Here is a 16,054-nt window from a genome sequence, read left to right as displayed (position 1 = left end):
TTTGTACATTTCATTTGGCAAGTTACGCTTTTTTTGGCGTGACTCATAAAGACATTTTCTTCATATCAGTGCCTTTTATGTAGCTCAAATGCCTCTTTTCTCACCAAATTGCATGAGAAAAAATTTCATTAATCATAAGCCGATTTTTTTACCATCCATTGACTATGCTTATAGATTGGAAAAGAAAAGTTTGAAGGCTGTGCGCTTTTTAGCAAGAAAACGGGTTAAGGCATTAAATCCATTTATTGACCTTGATCATGTCTCATACATTAAATGGATTGCATGATCTCAATGTTAGAATTTGAGGCCTTTATTCAAATTTTGTCATGAAATCATGTTATTAATCGAAGGAAGAAGATATGTCAGTACTTCCCGACCGTCAGGTGATTAATCAAATTATTTCAGGCCATTATGCCGATCCTTTTTCCGTGTTAGGGATGCACCAAACTGCGCAAGGTATACGGGTATGCGCGTTACTGCCTGATGCCAAAGAAGTCTGGCTGGTGGACACCAAAAATGGGCGAAATGTTGCTCAGTTTACCCAAGAAGACCCACGTGGTTTTTTTATTGCTAAACTCCCTCGCCGTAAAAACCTATTTCGCTATCAATTAGCCGTGACTTGGCAAGAAAGCACACAAATCATCGAAGATCCCTACCGATTCGGTACATTATTGCAAGATATCGATAGTTGGCTGCTAGCCGAAGGGACTCATTTACGCCCTTATGAACGTTTAGGCGCACATTTGATGAGTCTTGACGGTGTTGAGGGGGTTAGCTTTGCTGTGTGGGCGCCGAATGCCAAACGGGTATCTGTGGTTGGCGAATTTAACTTTTGGGATGGTCGCCGCCATCCGATGCGATTACGACGTGAAAACGGCATTTGGGAGCTATTCCTACCCGGTGTTCAGGCGGGGCAGCTCTATAAGTTTGAGATAATCGACTGTAACGAACAAGTGCGCTTAAAGGCGGACCCTTATGCGTTTGAAGCTCAGATGCGGCCCGAAACGGCATCTTTAATTAGCCCGTTGCCCGATGTGGTGGCAAATACCCCTCGGCGGCAAAAGGCCAATGACTTACGCTCCCCGGTATCTATCTATGAAGTGCATCTTGGCTCGTGGCGTCGTCATACTGAGAATAACTTTTGGCTCAGTTACGGCGAATTAGCCGACCAATTGGTTGAGTATGTTAAATACATGGGCTTTACCCATGTGGAATTATTGCCCATCAATGAGCATCCCTTTGATGGGAGTTGGGGCTATCAACCGCTGGGACTGTATGCTCCGACCCGCCGTTTTGGTACGCCGCAGGATTTCAAGGATTTCGTCGCCAAATTCCATGAGGCAGGGATTAACGTCATTCTTGACTGGGTTCCCGGTCATTTCCCCAGTGATGAACATGGCTTATCGACTTTCGATGGCACTGCCTTATATGAATATGCCGATCCGCGTGAAGGCTATCATCAGGATTGGAATACCCTAATTTATAACTATGGTCGCAACGAAGTTCGTAACTATCTGGCAGGTAATGCTTTTTATTGGATGGAGCGTTTCGGTATTGATGCATTGCGTATTGATGCTGTCGCCTCAATGATTTACCGCGATTACAGCCGTGCTGAAGGACAATGGGTGCCGAATTACTACGGCGGGCGTGAAAATCTGGAGGCCATCGCTTTCCTGCGCTATACCAACCGTACTATTGGTGTTGAGCGCCCCGGTGGTGTGACTATGGCCGAGGAATCTACCGATTTCCCAGGCGTGACATTACCCCCCGATGCGGGTGGATTAGGCTTCAACTACAAGTGGAATATGGGCTGGATGCACGACACGCTCAATTACATGCAATGCGACCCTGTTCACCGCAAATATCACCATAATTTAATGACTTTCGGTATGTTATACGCCTATACCGAGAACTTTATTCTACCGATTTCTCACGATGAAGTGGTCCATGGTAAACGGTCGATATTGGATCGTATGCCGGGCGATGCATGGCAGAAGTTTGCTAATCTGCGTGCCTATTACGCCTTTATGTGGGCGCATCCGGGCAAGAAATTACTGTTTATGGGATGCGAATTTGCGCAGGGTCGTGAGTGGAATTTCGATACCAGCTTGGATTGGCACCTGCTGGATGATGAGAATGGCTGGCATACCGGTGTGCAACGACTGGTGCGCGACCTTAACCATTGTTATCAAAAAAATGCACCACTATATGAGTTGGATTATCAGCCTGAGGGCTTTGAGTGGTTGGTGGTGGATGACCATGAAAACTCAGTATTTGCCTTCCTGCGCAGAGATTCAAATGGTCAGGAACTGATTGCTATCAGTAATTTTACCCCTGTTCCGCGTTATGAGTACCGTGTGGGGATTCCACATGAGGGGCATTATCGTGAAGTCCTCAATTCCGACTCGGCGTTTTACTGCGGCAGTAATTTGGGCAATCAGGGGGGGATTGACAGCCAACCTGTAGCCAGCCATCACCATGCGCACTCTTTGCAGCTAACATTGCCACCTCTGTCGACAATTTATTTGTTGCGGGAGGGGTAGGATGGTCCGTTTGACAAGTGGTTTTCCGACTCCGAGTGGTGCTCACTTTGATGGGACTGGAATAAATTTCACACTCTTCTCAGCCAATGCTGAGCAAGTTGAACTGTGCCTGTTTGATGATAACAATCAAGAGCTGCGTATCCCGTTACCTGCTCGTACAGGGGATATTTGGCATGGCTATCTTCCGGGGGGGAAACCGGGGCAGCGTTATGGCTACCGGGTCAGTGGGCCATTCTCCCCGCAACAAGGTCACCGTTTTAATCCTAACAAGTTACTGATCGACCCCTGTGCTCATGCGCTAGACCATAAAGTAGGGGATGACCCCAGTTTGAATGGCGGGGTTAACCATCCTGATGAGCGAGACAGTGCTGCCGTCGTACCTAAATGTATTGTGGTTCACGAGGAATACGATTGGCAGGGTGATCGTTCGCCTGTCATTCCTTGGGGCAATACTGTCATTTATGAAGCCCATGTGCGCGGTCTAACCCGACTGCATCCTGATATCCCCTCTGACTTGCGTGGTACTTATGCCGCTCTGGCCCACCCGGCCATGATCCGTTATTTGAAAACGCTGGGTATTACGACGTTGGAACTGCTGCCAGTGCAATTTCACGTTGATGAGCCACGGTTGCAGAAGATGGGGCTGAGTAATTATTGGGGTTATAACGTGCTGGCTCCTTATGCTGTTGACCCTGACTATGCCTCGGGCCGTGAGGGTATATCTCCTCTGCGAGAGTTACGGGATGCGGTTAAGGCACTGCATAAGGCGGGTATTGAAGTGATCCTCGATGTGGTGTTCAACCACAGTGCGGAGCTGGATGTTTTTGGTCCGACTCTATGCCAGCGCGGGGTCGACAATGCCAGCTACTACTGGCTAACTCCCGAGGGTGACTACGACAACATGACGGGCTGCGGCAATACATTGCGGCTCAATCAGCCTTATGTGATGCAGTGGGTCATTGAATGCTTACGTCATTGGGTTGATAGCTGTCATATCGATGGTTTCCGTTTTGATTTGGGCACTGTTCTGGGCCGTACACCGGGTTTCGATCAGCATGCGCCATTCTTTGCGGCTCTCGCCGCTGATGAGCGGCTCAGTACCTGCAAAATGATTGCGGAGCCTTGGGATATAGGCTGGGGAGGTTACCAATTGAGCCAATTCCCCGCTGGTTTTAGCGAATGGAATGATCAGTATCGCGATGCGATGCGTCGTTTCTGGTTACGGGGCGATTTACCTTTAGGGGTCTTTGCCCAGCACTTTGCAGCATCAAGCAATTTGTTTAAACAGCGGGAGCGTTTGCCTTCTGCCAGCATTAACCAAATTACCGCTCATGACGGCTTTACTTTGCAGGATCTGCTGTGTTTCAACCAAAAACACAACCAAATCAACGGTGAAGAAAATCGTGATGGCAGTGATAACAATCTTAGTAATAATTTTGGTAGTGAAGGTTTGGTGGCTGATGAAGCTATCTGGCAACGACGTAAGTCGTGTCAGCGGGCATTACTGACCACCTTGCTACTCTCACAGGGAACGCCGATGTTGCTTGCAGGCGATGAGCATGGCCATAGCCAGCAAGGCAACAACAATGCGTATTGTCAGAACAATATTCTCACCTGGCTTGACTGGGGCAGCGCGGATACTTCATTAACGGCGTTTACCGCTGAACTTATTCGGTTACGCCAACAAATTCCGGCTCTGATTAAAGACACTTGGTGGGAAGACGGTGATGGCAATGTGCAATGGTTGGATAGTCAAGGACAAGCGCTGAGTGATATGGCCTGGGAGCAGGGTTGTCAGAAGCAGCTACAAATTCTGTTATCTCGGCGCTGGTTGTTGGTCATCAATGCAACTGACCAACCCTGTGAAATGCATTTACCTGTGGGGGAATGGGTGGTGGTTCCTCCTTTTGAGCCGTCAGAGCATACAGAGCCGTTAACCGTATGGAACGGGCCTGCTTATGCCGTTTGCGTGCTCGCACAGAAATTTTAAGGAGTCGTCATGGTTAAGTATGAAAACAAAGATCCGCTGATGTTAGCCAGATTATTACCGAATAAATCTGTGGCACTGATTCTGGCGGGAGGGCGGGGTACAAGGCTAAAAGACTTGACCGATAAAAGGGCTAAACCTGCGGTACATTTCGGTGGTAAATACCGGATTATCGATTTTGCGCTGTCTAATTGCCTGAACTCTGGTATTCGGCGTATTGGGGTGATTACTCAGTATCAGTCTCATTCTCTGGTTCAGCATATTCAACGTGGCTGGTCATTTCTTAATGAGGAAATGAATGAGTTTGTTGATTTATTGCCTGCCCAGCAGCGTAATAGTTCTGAGCAGTGGTACAGAGGCACCGCAGATGCGGTTTACCAGAATCTGGATATTATTCGCCGCTATAACGCGGAATATATTGTCATTCTGGCCGGTGATCACATCTACAAGATGGATTATTCGCGCATGCTCATTGACCATGTAGAGAAAGGGGCGCAATGCACCGTTGCTTGTATTCCAGTGCCAATTAAAGAGGCCACTGAGTTTGGTGTCATGGAAGTTGATGAGGATTACCAGATAACCGCCTTCTTTGAAAAGCCTGATGACCCTCCTGCAATGCCAGGCCGCCCAGATACGGCGCTGGCGAGCATGGGTATCTATGTTTTCAATGCCGACTACCTGTTCAAATTATTAGAAGAAGACCGGAATACCCCGGAGTCTACCCATGATTTTGGGAAAGATTTAATACCGAAACTCACAGAACAACGCGTCGCTTATGCCCACCCGTTTGATCTTTCCTGTGTCACATCGAACTCTGAGCTGCCACCTTATTGGCGTGACGTTGGGACGTTAGATGCTTACTGGCGAACTAACCTTGACTTAGCCTCGGTGACACCTGAACTGGATATGTATGACCGTTCCTGGCCCATTCGCACCCATATGGAGCCGTTGCCTCCGGCTAAATTTGTGCAGGATCGTTCAGGCAGCCACGGTATGACCATGAACTCACTGGTGTCCGGCGGTTGTATTGTTTCCGGCTCGGTTGTGGTGCATTCCGTGTTATTCCCGAGGGTTCGGGTGAATTCGTTCTGCACCATTGATTCTTCCGTGTTGCTGCCAGATGTTCATATTGGGCGCTCATGTCGTTTGCGTCGTTGCATTATCGACCGGGCTTGCCACATTCCAGAGGGGATGGTTATCGGGGAAAACGCAGATGAAGACAGCGCCCGTTTTTATCGTTCCGAGGGCGGGGTGGTATTAGTGACCCGCGAGATGCTAGCCAAATTGGCTGAAAAATAGGGCTATTTTATTTGCCACTTTGAACTTGGGCAGTGCGAAAAATCTTCACGTACCACGTGTACGCTCCGGGTTTTGTGCGCTGGCCGCATCTAAATTGGCTGCCACAATAACGCTCATTTGGGTCACTTTTAGTGAGAAGTGAGTGAAACCAGATGGATGACCAGGAGTGATAATGCGGGTCTTACACGTATGTTCCGAGCTATTTCCCTTGCTGAAAACAGGTGGATTGGCTGACGTTGTTGGTGCTCTACCTGCCGCTCAAATTGCTGAGGGGGCCGATGTTAGGGTTATGCTACCGGGCTTCCCTGACTTGCGTCGAGGTATTCCAGATACCGTGTTGGTCAGGGAGATAGATACCTTTGCTGGGCGTGTTTCATTACGTTATGGTCATTATCAAGGGATTGGTATTTATCTGATTGATGCTCCGGGTCTTTACGATCGCGCAGGTAGCCCCTACCACGACCAATCTTTATATGCTTACGCCGATAACTATCGCCGCTTTGCATTGCTGGGGTGGATGGCTTGTGAGCTGGCTTCTGGACTCGATGGTTACTGGCGTCCAGAAGTGGTTCACGCCCATGATTGGCACGCGGGGCTGGCCTGTGCATATCTGGCAGCACGGGGGCGGCCTGCACGATCGGTATTTACCGTCCATAATTTGGCTTATCAAGGATTGTTCTCAGCCAAACATTTAGCTGAGTTACAACTGCCCGCAGCATTCTTCCAAATGTACGGGTTGGAGTTTTATGGCCAAATTTCCTATCTGAAGGCTGGGCTATTCTTTGCTGATCATGTCACTACCGTCAGCCCGACTTACGCTAAGGAGATTACACAGCCAGCTTTTGGCTACGGTATGGAAGGGCTGCTGCAAGAACGAGCCAATCAGGGACGATTGACGGGTATCCTCAACGGTGTAGATAGTGATATTTGGGATCCGCAGAGTGATGCTTTACTGCATGCCCGTTATGATGCAGAAAACCTGCAAAAGAAAGCTGTGAATAAAGTGCACCTACAAACCACGATGGGGTTGGAGGTGACGGAAAAGAAACCTATTTTTGCTGTCGTGAGTAGGTTAACGGCACAGAAAGGGCTGGATTTAGTGCTGGAGGCGTTGCCTGATTTATTGAAACTAGGCGGTCAACTGGCTGTCTTGGGGGCTGGGGACGCCATTCTACAAGAGGCATTTTTGGCCGCAGCAGCAGACTATTCCGGTCAGGTTGGGGTACAAATAGGTTATCACGAGGCATTTTCTCACCGAATTATTGCCGGTGCGGATGTGATTCTGGTGCCGAGCCGGTTTGAACCTTGTGGGTTAACGCAATTATATGGTTTGAAATATGGCACTTTGCCACTGGTCCGGCGTACGGGCGGGTTGGCAGATACCGTGGTGGACTGCGCGCTAGAAAATCTGGCGGATGGCAGCGCCTCGGGGTTTGTGTTTGATGAATGCGATGCGCAGGCATTGGTACAGGCGATACGCCGTGCTTTTGTACTGTGGAGTCGGCCAAAACATTGGCGCCATGTTCAACGCCATGCAATGGGGCTGGATTTTGGTTGGCAAGTAGCAGCGGCAGAGTATCTGTCACTTTATCGGCGTCTTTAATTGCTGGTTGGTTAGAAATACGATGGCTTGTAACCACGAATTGGGAAAACCGCTATGACATCACCGTTCAGTTATACCTCACCCGTTGTCAGTGTGGATGCGCTGAAACACTCCATTGCCTACAAACTGATGTTTATTGTTGGCAAAGATCCTTCGATTGCGACTCAGCACGATTGGCTGAATGCGACTTTATTTGCTGTGCGAGACCGTATGGTCGAACGATGGCTGCGTTCTAACCGTGCACAATTATCACAAGATGTCCGGCAGGTTTATTACCTGTCGATGGAATTTTTATTGGGGCGAACACTCTCTAATGCACTGTTATCGATGGGGATTTATGAAGATATCGAGCAGGCATTGGATGAAATGGGTCTCAGTTTTTCTGAGCTGCTACAAGAGGAGAATGACCCCGGCTTAGGCAATGGTGGGTTAGGGCGCTTGGCTGCCTGCTTTCTCGACTCACTGGCTACACTGGCCCTGCCGGGACGTGGTTACGGCATCCGCTACGAATATGGCATGTTTAGCCAGAAAATAGTTAATGGCCAACAGATGGAGTCGCCAGATAACTGGCTGGAATATGGCAATGCTTGGGAATTCCCACGGCACAATACTCGCTATAAAGTACGTTTTGGTGGGCGTATTCAGCAAGAGGGCAGCAAAACTCGTTGGTTGGAAACCGAAGAGATACTTGCTTGTGCTTACGACCAAATCATCCCCGGTTTTGATACCGATGCGACAAATACACTGCGCTTATGGTCTGCGCAGGCCAGTAACGAAATCAATCTGGGTAAATTCAATCAGGGCGACTATTTCGCCGCGGTTGAAGATAAAAACCATTCAGAAAACGTATCGCGGGTATTGTATCCCGATGACTCGACCTACTCAGGGCGTGAGTTGCGCCTACGGCAAGAGTACTTTTTAGTCTCAGCGACGGTGCAGGATATTCTGAGTCGCCACTGGACGATGCACCAAACGTTTGACAATTTGGCCGATAAGATTGCGATTCACCTCAACGATACCCATCCGGTGCTTTCTATCCCTGAAATGATGCGTTTGCTCATTGATGAACATAAGTTTACCTGGATGGATGCTTGGGATGTGGTGCAGCAGGTTTTCTCTTACACCAACCACACACTGATGAGCGAAGCGCTGGAAACCTGGCCAATCGATATGATTGGTAAGATCCTGCCACGACACCTACAAATTATTTTTGATATCAATGATCATTTCCTCAAATTGGTGCAGGAACAGTATCCAAACGAGCCAGACTTGTTGTCGCGGGTATCCATTATTGATGAAAGTAATGGTCGTCGAGTGCGCATGGCGTGGCTTGCGGTGATTGCCAGCCACAAAGTCAATGGTGTCTCTGCCTTACACTCCGACTTGATGGTGCAGTCGCTGTTTGCTGACTTTGCTCGCATTTTCCCTAATCGTTTCTGCAATAAAACCAACGGAGTTACACCACGGCGTTGGCTGGGCTTGGCTAACCGACCACTAGCGAAAGTTTTGGATGAGAGTATTGGCCATAACTGGCGGACAAATTTGAACCAACTGAGCGAACTGGAAAAGAATCTTGATTATCCGAGCTTCTTGCAGGCACTGCAAAAAGCCAAGTTAGAGAACAAAAAACAGCTGGCCGCTTATATTGCTGAAAAGCTGAATATCGTGGTGAATCCGGCAGCATTGTTTGATGTGCAGATCAAACGTATCCATGAGTACAAACGGCAATTGTTGAATGTGTTGCATGTCATTACCCGCTACAACCGCATTCTTGAAGCGCCTGATGAAAACTGGGTACCACGGGTCGTTATTTTTGCCGGTAAAGCGGCTTCGGCTTACTACAATGCCAAACAGATTATTCGGCTGATCAATGATGTAGCCAAGGTGATCAACAATGATCCGCGGATTAACAATTTACTGAAAGTGGTGTTTATCCCGAACTACAGCGTCAGTCTGGCGCAGTTGATCATCCCTGCCGCTGATCTTTCTGAACAGATCTCGCTGGCAGGAACCGAGGCTTCTGGCACCAGTAACATGAAGTTTGCACTCAATGGCGCGTTGACTATCGGCACCTTGGATGGGGCGAATGTTGAGATCCGCGAACACGTGGGTGAGGATAATATCTTTATCTTCGGTAATACCACCGAGCAGGTAGAAGCACTGAGGGCCAACGGTTATAACCCACGGAAATATTACGATGATGACCCAGAGCTGCATCAGGTATTGACTCAAATTGCGACAGGTGCTTTTAGCCCCGAAGAACCGAATCGCTATACTAGTTTGTTTGATTCACTCGTTAATCTAGGGGACCACTATCAATTGCTGGCGGATTATCGCAGCTATGTGGATACCCAAGAGAAAGTGGATAGGCTTTATCGCCATCCGGATGAATGGACGCGCAAAACACTACTCAATATTGCCAATATGGGATATTTCTCTTCAGACCGAACCATTGAAGAGTATGCCGATGAAATTTGGCATATTAAACCTATCCGATTGTAATTAAATTGGTTTTTTAACAAAGAACCCCCCCTCAGAGAGGGGGTTTTCATTGACGAGAGGGAAAACGCGGTATTATCAGGAAACCAGCGAAAGTGTCTGCTGTTTCTCCGCTTGTACTGTTGCCAGCCACTGCGCGATCCGCTGTTTTTGCGCATCATCTAAGGCCATACCCAGTTTGGTGCGACGCCAAATGGCATCATCAAGCTCGACTACCCACTCTTTTTCGACCAAATAGCGCAATTCTGCCTCATACAAACCATGACCAAAGTGCTCGCCCAAACTTTCGAGGCTGGTGGCATCTGCTAAAATCAGTTCGCTGTGACTACCATAGGTGCGGGTATAGCGGCGCGCCAGAGCTTCAGGTAACCAGTTATAACGATGGCGCAACTGCACGGTATAGTTGTCACGGTTGCCACCGATATCACCACCCGGTAACGAGCCAGTTTTCGTCCACGCTGGGCCGACATTTGGATAGTAACCTGACAGTTTTTCCAATGCGTGTTCTGCCAGTTTACGGTAAGTGGTCAGTTTGCCACCGAACACGGACAGCAGCGGTGCTTTGCCGCCTTCATCGGCGACATCTAGCGTGTAGTCGCGGGTAACGGCTTGCGGCGAATCTGACTCATCATCACACAGCGGGCGAACACCTGAGTAGGTCCAGACGATATCGTCGCGGCCCAGCTGTTTTTTAAAGTGGTCGTTATACACTTTCAGCAAGTAATCAATTTCTTGATCGTCAATTTTCACATCTTTAGGATCACCGTGGTATTCCACGTCGGTGGTGCCGATGATGGAATACTCATCCAACCATGGGATAACGAAAACAATACGGTGGTCTTCGTTTTGCAGAATATAGGCTTGCGGCTGATTATGAACCCGAGGAACGACAATATGGCTGCCTTTAATCAGGCGGATACCATAAGGCGATTTCAGCTTCAGGCCATCATCGAAGAACTGTTTTACCCATGGGCCGGTAGCATTGACTAGCCCTTTGGCACGCCAAGTAAAGGTTTTGCCGGTATTCACATCAACAGCTTCAACCATCCACAAGCCTTGCTCGCGCCATGCCCGGGTCACTTTGGTACGGGTGCGCACTTCACCACCACGCTCGACCACTTCCTGAGCATTCAATACCACTAAACGCGCATCATCCACCCAGCAATCAGAATATTCGAAACCGCGCACGAGTTCTGGTTTCAACACTGACTCAGGACCAAAACGCAGCCCTTTACTGGCTGGTAGACTGGTACGTTTACCCAAGTGATCGTACAAGAATAAACCGGTACGAATCATCCACGCCGGGCGCAGATGGGGTTGATGAGGCAAGCGAAAGCGCATTGGGAAAGCTATATGGGGAGCCAGTTTCAGCAAAACTTCACGTTCGGCCAGCGCTTCGCTCACCAGACGGAATTCGTAATGTTCCAGATAGCGCAAGCCACCGTGGATAAGTTTGGAGCTGGCGGAAGACGTAGCACAGGCCAAGTCTTGCGCTTCCAGCAGCAGAACGGACAGGCCACGCCCTGCAGCGTCCGCAGCGATGCCGGCACCATTAATGCCACCACCGATCACGATCAAGTCTTTGGTTTCCATGCTTACTTCCTCCGGATGTTCGAAACAGCTCTTTAATGTTCGTTTTCGCTCATGATTGTAATCAAAAACCAACAAACAAGCCAAGAGTTAACCAAAAAAAAACATTCTCCCGTGATGGAGGTAACAGTTTTGTTATCAGGATGTGGGGGGAATTGGAATTGGAATTGGAATTGGAATTGGAATTGGAATTGGAATTGGAATTGGAATTGGAATTGGAATTGGAATTGAGATTAGTGAGCGGTTCGGTTGTTAAAGCTTCATGGTCCACTTAATCTCCGCCGCCTCAACCGGTCAAGGGTGTGTGAGCGCACACCCTTAACAATCCCGCGCCTACGCACGTATCGCTAGCCCACTTCGTGGGTGCCCTCGATTCATCATTTCTCTGGCGGGACGGCTTTATTCGCATCCCTGCTCACGACGCCTCAACCCGCCGTCCATGGCGGGTTGCCCTGGTTACATTCTTCACTCGGCTGCTCAAATGTGCTTTTAAATATTAAGGTCAAAACCCTAGTTTTTGGATTTTGATATTGAGCGCAATCAGGAATATTGCCGACAAGGATGGAGGGTAGAGTGAGCGGGCATGGACGCCCGCGAAAAGCGCGCTTGAGCATGGATGCGAATCGCGCTGGCTCGTTAGCCCGAAAGACGCAGGAGGTTTACCCGTAGGGCAATATTTCGCGCAAGCCGCAGGTGCAGGAGGGCCGGCTTGCCCTCCTGCTCGGTTGAGGTGATGAAAGTAAGATGACCACTGAACGATTATCAACCGAAACAATAATCTGAACTTTACTAATATGAAAACTAAAGCTTCAGCAAAGTTCTAATTGAACTTCATGCTGCTCAATAATCTTCATCACACTGGCGGGTGGCAATTGATCAGTAAACAAATAGTCGATCAAATTCATATTCCCCAAATTCACCATCGCATTACGGCCAAACTTGGAGTGGTCGGTCACTAACATCACACAGCGAGAATTTTCGATAATCGCTCGTTTGGTGCGCACTTCATGGTAATCAAACTCCAGCAGGGAGCCGTCCATATCAATGCCGCTGATGCCGAGAATGCCGTAATCAAGGCGGAACTGAGAAATAAAATCTAGCGTGGCTTCGCCAATAATCCCACCATCTCGGGTGCGGACTTCACCACCGGCCAAAATTAGCCGAAAATCTTCCTTGGCTGTCAGCAATGTGGCGACGTTCAAATTATTCGTCACCACTCGCAGGCCCTTATGGTTCATCAGGGCGTGAGCGACAGCTTCAGGCGTGGTACCGATATCGATAAATAATGTTGCACCATCGGGGATCTGGCTGGCAACGCGTTGAGCAATACGCGCTTTTTCTTCCGACCACATCACTTTACGGTCGTTATAAGCCGCATTGACTGAACTGGAAGGTAATGCTGCCCCACCATGATGGCGGTGAATTTTGTTTTGATCCGCCAAGTCATTTAAATCGCGTCGGATGGTCTGCGGGCTGACGGCAAAATGCTCCACTAACTCTTCAGTACTGACGTAACCCTGTTGGCGTACCAATTCAATAATCGCATCATGTCGCTGCGTTTGCTTCACGATAATCCCCTAATGCGCCTGATTGCTTCAGGCAGTTATTGTGCGGTTTTAGCGCTATTGCGCGTATCCCAAAATGCCATCAGTAACCCAATAATCAGACCTGAAACATGAGCTGCATTGGCAATTGATAAACCTAAAATATCGAAATATCCGGCAACCAGCCAGAGAACAGAGAAAGCCATCAAACCGCGAGGCAATGAGATACCGCGCTCAGGCGCACGTTCGCCGGTCAGCCAGACATAACCCATTAAGGCATAGACCACACCCGAAAGGCCGCCGAAATTCACACCGCTAAACAGCGATTGCCCCCAGCCACTAAATAAGGCTGAAACAATAGTTAATACCAGCAGCTTGCCGGTGCCAAGCCGTTTTTCCATCTGCCCGGCCAGATACCACCACCACATCAGATTAAACAGAATATGCAGCAGTGAAAAGTGCAATAAGGCATGGCTACCCCAACGCCAGATTTGCAGATACTGGCTGCTATCGCGGGGCCAAGCCAACCAGGACATCACGGTGGCATCCCCGACAATTTGCATCAGAATATAGATAGCAATGGACAGTATCATGACACTCAGGGTCAGCGGCCCCGCTTGACTGCGAATCGTTTGGAGATAGGAAAAACGCTGATAGGTTAAATTAGAATGCAGATTACCCGACTGCCAACTGGCGGCCTGATAACGCGGATTAAGAGGATCCAGTAAAAACTGTTCCAGCTCATGTTGTACCAAAGATAATTGCTCATCATCGGCGAGCCAAATTTCGGCGCCCTGATCATCAGGGCGAGCTTCCAGTGCCACATTGCGGGTGGCCATATAATCAACAAAGGCCTGCGCCAGACGTAGATTAGATATTGCGATGACACGAATCATATTTTAATTACCGCCTATACCCTGCGTACTTAAAGCCGCAGGGGTGTTATCTACGTTCACTCACCGTAATCACTGATTTGCGTCAGCTCATCGAGGTTCGTTTGCTTGCCGCCTTCCTGCAACTTCAATGACGTTAGGTATAGATATTCTGAATACGATTGAAGTGCTTAAAAATATCATAATTTGTTTGTTCGTTGCGAATGCCTGGTCATAAACGAACAATAAAGATCAGGCATTTTCACGAATGATTTCTTGTGGATAGTTCTTGGCCCAAGCTTCAAACCCACCATCAATACTGTATACGGCCTCGAAACCTTGCTGAAGTAGATACTGTGCAGCACCTTTACTGCTGTTTCCGTGATAGCACATCACCATGACAGGCTGCTCAAAATCGGTTTGCTGCATAAAGGTATGCAAGCTGCTATTGGTCAGATGGAATGCCTCGGGGGCGTGGCCTGCCTCATAACTTTGCGGATCGCGGATATCGACTAAAACCGCCTGTTTATCTTTCAGGCGGGTATGTGCTTGCTCAATGCTAATTGTTTCAAACTGCTCCATTTTTTTGCCCTAATGCAGATGAGTCATATTTATACGCCATTGTAAGCGATTTTGAGTTAATAAAAACCAACAAGTTATATAGGGTTATGTCTATCATATTCAATGTGTCTATTTTATAAATTAAGGGGCTTTATAAAAGAACTCTCCGATGTGAAGGGATAGGATTACATGAAATAAGCTAAGAGGTATTTATATGGATGATATAACCACAGGATACTTTTCCAATCATAAGTTAAATATCAATGATTTGAATTCTCTTCAAAACGACCCCGAAAACTTTAAACCGCAATTAACATTAAAAGAGGCGATTATTGATTTCTTAAGAAAGCTATTGTGTCTTGATACAAAAAGTCATGCGCTATTTAGCTTGAATAAGTCTATATATGAAAATCATCTTGAGCACAGCCCAATTAAAATATTAACTCTTTTCGATAAGTTACTCCCTGATGACTTAAAAGATAATATGAGTTTTTTTTATTCATTATGGAAGTAATGATGAAAAAATAAGATGTATAGAAATAACATGCAATGGTAAATTTTTAAAGATAAATCCTGAGCAGTGTTGGTTAACGGATACGGATAAAGAGATAATAGAACAATCAACATTTAACATTGCTACAGTGATAAGCAAGGCAGACAATGATCTTTGTGGTTTCCCTATAAATAAAAATAGGAGAGAGCATGAGGAAATAACAAGAGAAGACCTCATTAAACATGAATTAACTAAACTGATTGATGAATGGTCAATTGCGAATGAGTATGATAAAAAAAGTTATCATGCGACGCTGATAACTAATATATACAAAAGCCAGATTGAACGGTTTATGATAAGCGTTGATGGGGTTCCTAGATTGGATATTCCCCTGAATGAAAAAGAGCGCGAATTAATAGAAATCACTTTTGATGAATATGGGGAAAATATAAGTTAGAATATTATTAATTTTAAGATTAGTCATCATTATACCGCATGTCCATATTCTGAGATGACGAAGGTAATGGCAAGGATTGATGATATATTAAGAAGTATTTTGGAAGGAAAGGATTATCCTAACTATAATAGGATAGAGCGGCGAAATTATATTGAACCCATAGTAAAAGAAATAGAGAAATTAGATTTGTTAACCCAATGCAATAACATAATAAGAAGAATGGGGGTTGAAATAACCTCAGGTGAAGGAAGCTCAGAATCCACTTCGCAACATTTAAGTGACATATCGAAGAATGCAAGGTTACTTTATCTCAATGAATTAAATATTGCATTTGATCGGAAACAGGCTGGTTTAATTTCTAATGATTTAGATGAGATAAAAAGAAATATAATCACTAAAAAACATGCTCCGTATAATCCAGATGAGAGAATAAAATATATTGATTTAATTGTTAATACATTGAGGGAGAAAGAGAATGACTTTGTGGGTAAGGAAGCAGAAATAGAGAGCGGAAGGATTAAAAGTGAGATAAGAAATATTAATATTCTTCATGAATATTGTGAGAGGATCATTGATATGAGCGAAAACATTCTAACGTAGAGAGCC

Annotated in this window: 12 protein-coding genes; 8 read left to right on the top strand and 4 right to left on the bottom strand. The window is 47.0% G+C overall.

Features of this window, described 5'->3' with window-relative positions; all coding sequences use genetic code 11:
- Nucleotides 1–359 precede the first annotated feature (359 nt).
- The 5 genes from glgB (at nucleotide 360) to glgP (ending at nucleotide 9,934) form a co-directional block, all read left to right on the top strand.
- Nucleotides 360–2,543 (top strand): 1,4-alpha-glucan branching protein GlgB, encoded by a 2,184-nt coding sequence (gene glgB, locus HUZ92_RS09285; RefSeq protein WP_145579499.1) that lies wholly within the window; start codon nucleotides 360–362, stop codon nucleotides 2,541–2,543.
- Nucleotide 2,544: 1 nt separating this feature from the next.
- The gene (gene glgX / locus HUZ92_RS09280) at nucleotides 2,545–4,533 is read left to right on the top strand and encodes a glycogen debranching protein GlgX (protein WP_050295728.1); all 1,989 of its coding nucleotides are present in this window, start codon (nucleotides 2,545–2,547) and stop codon (nucleotides 4,531–4,533) included.
- 9 nt (nucleotides 4,534–4,542) lie between these two features.
- Complete coding sequence (gene glgC, locus HUZ92_RS09275) at nucleotides 4,543–5,829, top strand: glucose-1-phosphate adenylyltransferase (RefSeq protein ID WP_050099528.1); 1,287 nt, start codon at nucleotides 4,543–4,545, stop codon at nucleotides 5,827–5,829.
- 172 nt (nucleotides 5,830–6,001) lie between these two features.
- Complete coding sequence (gene glgA / locus HUZ92_RS09270; RefSeq protein ID WP_050140015.1) at nucleotides 6,002–7,432, top strand: glycogen synthase GlgA; 1,431 nt, start codon at nucleotides 6,002–6,004, stop codon at nucleotides 7,430–7,432.
- A 54-nt stretch (nucleotides 7,433–7,486) separates the two neighbouring features.
- The gene (glgP, locus tag HUZ92_RS09265) at nucleotides 7,487–9,934 is read left to right on the top strand and encodes a glycogen phosphorylase (protein ID WP_050099530.1); all 2,448 of its coding nucleotides are present in this window, start codon (nucleotides 7,487–7,489) and stop codon (nucleotides 9,932–9,934) included.
- Nucleotides 9,935–10,009: 75 nt separating this feature from the next.
- Here glgP and glpD read toward each other — a convergent pair whose 3' ends face one another.
- From glpD to glpE, 4 genes are all read right to left on the bottom strand, one after another.
- Entirely contained in the window at nucleotides 10,010–11,524 is a 1,515-nt protein-coding gene (gene glpD, locus HUZ92_RS09260) for a glycerol-3-phosphate dehydrogenase (RefSeq protein WP_128451423.1), read from the bottom strand.
- An 806-nt stretch (nucleotides 11,525–12,330) separates the two neighbouring features.
- Nucleotides 12,331–13,089 (bottom strand): DeoR/GlpR family transcriptional regulator, encoded by a 759-nt coding sequence (locus HUZ92_RS09255; RefSeq protein ID WP_050099532.1) that lies wholly within the window; start codon nucleotides 13,087–13,089, stop codon nucleotides 12,331–12,333.
- Nucleotides 13,090–13,124: 35 nt separating this feature from the next.
- Nucleotides 13,125–13,961: a rhomboid family intramembrane serine protease GlpG gene (glpG, locus tag HUZ92_RS09250; RefSeq protein WP_050099533.1), complete on the bottom strand. Its 837-nt coding sequence runs from the start codon at nucleotides 13,959–13,961 to the stop codon at nucleotides 13,125–13,127.
- Nucleotides 13,962–14,189: 228 nt separating this feature from the next.
- Nucleotides 14,190–14,519, bottom strand: coding sequence for a thiosulfate sulfurtransferase GlpE (gene glpE, locus HUZ92_RS09245; protein WP_050099534.1), 330 nt, complete (start codon nucleotides 14,517–14,519; stop codon nucleotides 14,190–14,192).
- Between the two features lie 193 nt (nucleotides 14,520–14,712).
- Between glpE and HUZ92_RS09240 the strand changes: the two genes are divergently transcribed.
- The 3 genes from HUZ92_RS09240 (at nucleotide 14,713) to HUZ92_RS09230 (ending at nucleotide 16,048) form a co-directional block, all read left to right on the top strand.
- A complete protein-coding gene (locus HUZ92_RS09240; RefSeq protein WP_145579497.1) occupies nucleotides 14,713–15,012 on the top strand; it encodes a hypothetical protein in 300 nt (99 codons plus the stop codon).
- Nucleotides 15,013–15,139: 127 nt separating this feature from the next.
- Nucleotides 15,140–15,448: a hypothetical protein gene (locus HUZ92_RS09235; RefSeq protein WP_145579496.1), complete on the top strand. Its 309-nt coding sequence runs from the start codon at nucleotides 15,140–15,142 to the stop codon at nucleotides 15,446–15,448.
- A gap of 66 nt (nucleotides 15,449–15,514) precedes the next feature.
- The gene (locus HUZ92_RS09230) at nucleotides 15,515–16,048 is read left to right on the top strand and encodes a hypothetical protein (RefSeq protein WP_145579495.1); all 534 of its coding nucleotides are present in this window, start codon (nucleotides 15,515–15,517) and stop codon (nucleotides 16,046–16,048) included.
- Nucleotides 16,049–16,054: the final 6 nt, after the last annotated feature.

It is taken from the genome of Yersinia vastinensis, from assembly GCF_902726565.1.
Lineage (GTDB): Bacteria > Pseudomonadota > Gammaproteobacteria > Enterobacterales > Enterobacteriaceae > Yersinia > Yersinia vastinensis.
The sequence above is the reverse complement of the archived record's forward strand: the minus strand, read 5'-3'. Positions and strand labels throughout refer to the sequence as shown.